Source organism: Fusibacter sp., assembly GCF_057447755.1.
The window spans coordinates 1-2860 of the sequence record NZ_JBVBZF010000407.1 but is presented as its reverse complement, the minus strand read 5'-3'; the positions used below and the strand labels follow the sequence as shown (position 1 = coordinate 2860).

Sequence of the window (2860 nt, the reverse complement as noted above, 5' to 3'; positions counted from 1 at the left end):
TATTGAAATTCGATGATACGAGAGCCCTCTTCCCCCATTCCGATAACTTCACAGGTCAACTGGCCGTCACCAAATGTAAATACAGTGCCAATCTTTGCTTTTTTACCGGGCTTCACAAGAGTTTCCCATTGTTTTTCATTGAGCCTCTTGAGTAAAAGGAATTCCACAACAGCGCCAGTGTCCTTTGTGCCAAAAAGTCTGGCTGGGATGACCTTGGTATTATTTAATACGAGGCAGTCACCACTTTTTAAATAGTTTTTAATGTCTTTAAAAATTTTATGAGCGACATCACCAGTTTTACGGTCAAAGACCATAAGTCTGGATTCTGACCTGTTTTCAAGTGGTACCTGTGCAATCAACTCATCCGGTAAATCAAAATAAAAATCTTTAGTCTTCATATTTATCCTCAATTTAATAATTTCTATAATTTTAGCGATCTTCTAAGTCTAATGCCATTCACACATTTTTCAATCCGACTCTTAGATTCATTTTTTGCTTTTAAGCGTATCATAAGAATCAAACATTAACGATTGTATCTAAAATCAAACCAAGATGCAATAGTAAAAATATCCAATAACCATTTATTGAATATTTCTAACTTCTGTATTTGGATAGTAATGCTTTAGTATCTGTTCAAAAGTAAAGCCCATATCCGCCATATTTTTTGCCCCCCACTGGCTCATGCCAAGGCCATGACCATAGCCTCTACCATAAAGGGTTACTGTACCCGATGATAAATTCACATAGGATTCATTAATAAACTGCGAGCCTGACGGTAAGAATGATGTACTTGATGATGAAGTTGTTGATGTGGTATTTGAACTTGTAGTGTTTGCACTAGTCTGTGTTGCCGTGCTTCCAATTACAATACTGGTAATTTGACTTCCGTTATGGGCTGCACTTCCAGAAACAGGACTTACACCCTGACCCGTTATGGCATATAAGCCTTCTATTTGAACTTGACTTTGGCCACCTACACTCTCTACTACCACCGTACTGGTTGGTATTACACCTGTATTGCTTGTGGATTCTCCTCTTGAAGTTACCACCTGAGTGGTTGCTTTTGATACGTCTACATATTGATAGTCTACGAAGCTTGGGCTAAAGCTAAAGCTCATGCTTTTCAGAACTGTATAGCCCAAAACTGCTCTTGCTTTTTCCTTGAGCAAACTTGCTGTGCCGTTTGTTCCAACGAACTCTATGTTGACAACCCTTCCATGATCGGTCCTCTCGACTATGCGAATGTCTTTAAGTGTCCCAATGGCATAGCCTGCTTTTGCTAGTTTATCTTGGATGTCACTGACCTTGAGATTTAAGGTCCATGTTGCATTTGGCATATTGAGTGAATACGGATCTGCAACACCACTGATATAAGGCAGGTCTCCTGACCAAATCTTACTGATATCATCAGTTTCACCACCGCTGTTTGAATGGTAGTAGCATGATGCTAATGTATCGCCATAATATAGACCTAAGCCTATGGTTTCATTTACAGCCTGATTGCTATTGGGCTTTTCCACCGAATACCCACCATAGACTTGGCAATCTGTTGTGGCGCAGACATCAAAGCCCAATGCCGCATGCTTGGTTCCTGATGTATAAACAAAATTACTCGCGGTGATGGCTTGTGCTTTCAGGGCTTCAATCGGCCAATCCCCACTCATTTCTTTTGGCAATACCCCATAAAGGTATTCAGGCATGGTTACGCGATTGATAAGAGTGAAATCGCTACCAGCTTGTCTCAAAATTTTAATTGAATTACGGTATTTTACCTTATTTATCTCAAAAACTGAGGTTTTTAGGGCATATTGACCCTCATTTGTATCATAAGACATGAGGGGCATGTTATTGCCATAAATAATAACGCGTTTTGCATTGGGTTCAATAATCGTTAGACCAAGAGGGCTAAACTGTGCTTGATATTGACCTAAAGCAGCTTGGGCACTAGCGCTGTCGATGTAGTTTCCCACAGCCAGCTGCCAGCCTTGCTCACAATTTATATAGACTTCAGGATTGACAGACTTATAGGTGATATAGTCATTGATAATGGCCTCGTAGCTTGGATATTTGGGGCCAATGGCAATATGATAACCACCCTTTACAGTGCCACTCTGATAATAGGCCGCGTTTGACTCATCGAGAAGGCCTTGATCTGTGAAGAAACCATCTTTATAAATGACCAATGCGCCATAATTGGATAAATCCACAAGCTTGCTGAAATATTGATCCTGATAGATTCCAAACTCAAACCCTTGATCGGATGAGATGCCAACTGGGTAGGTATTGTTTGCACCATAAATCAGACCGACGTCTACCATATTTTTCACTGAGGTAAGACTCATGCCGATTTGACTGTTCAAACTTATAAAAACAACTGCAAATATTAAGACAAAACTTTTAAACTTGTTTTGCATCATAGCCTCCATCAATCAAAAGTCACTTCCATTTGTTCCACATTCAGCACAAGCTGGTAGCCCAAATGCGCTCTCGCTTTATTGGTCACAACACGCCCCCTAGGAGTCCTATTGATAAATCCAATCTGCATGAGATAGGGCTCATAAACATCCTCTATGGTATTGGCTTCTTCGCCAGTGGCTGCTGCAAGTGTTTCCACACCAACTGGGCCGCCATCGAAATTTTCTATCATGTTGACGATGATTTTTCGGTCTACTGCATCTAGTCCAAGTGCATCCACTTCAAGCAAATCCAGCGCTGCCTTGGCGATTTCCTTTGTGACAATCCCCGTTCCTCTGACCTGTGCATAGTCTCTTACCCGCTTCAAAAGCCTATTTACAATACGAGGTGTCCCTCGACTTCTCATGGCCATTTCCTCGCAGGCATTATCATCAATCTCAATGTC

Annotated in this window: 3 protein-coding genes; all 3 read right to left on the bottom strand. The window is 41.1% G+C overall.

The window, feature by feature from the left end:
* Positions 1–398 (bottom strand): S-adenosylmethionine:tRNA ribosyltransferase-isomerase (locus tag AC220I_RS20920; protein WP_486725809.1); only part of this gene is annotated, 398 nt, incomplete at its 3' end.
* A gap of 183 nt (positions 399–581) precedes the next feature.
* Positions 582–2414, bottom strand: coding sequence for a SpoIID/LytB domain-containing protein (locus AC220I_RS20915; RefSeq protein ID WP_486725808.1), 1833 nt, complete (start codon positions 2412–2414; stop codon positions 582–584).
* Positions 2415–2425: 11 nt separating this feature from the next.
* A partial coding sequence (locus tag AC220I_RS20910) for a Holliday junction DNA helicase RuvB C-terminal domain-containing protein (protein WP_486725807.1) occupies positions 2426–2860 on the bottom strand: 435 nt, incomplete at its 5' end.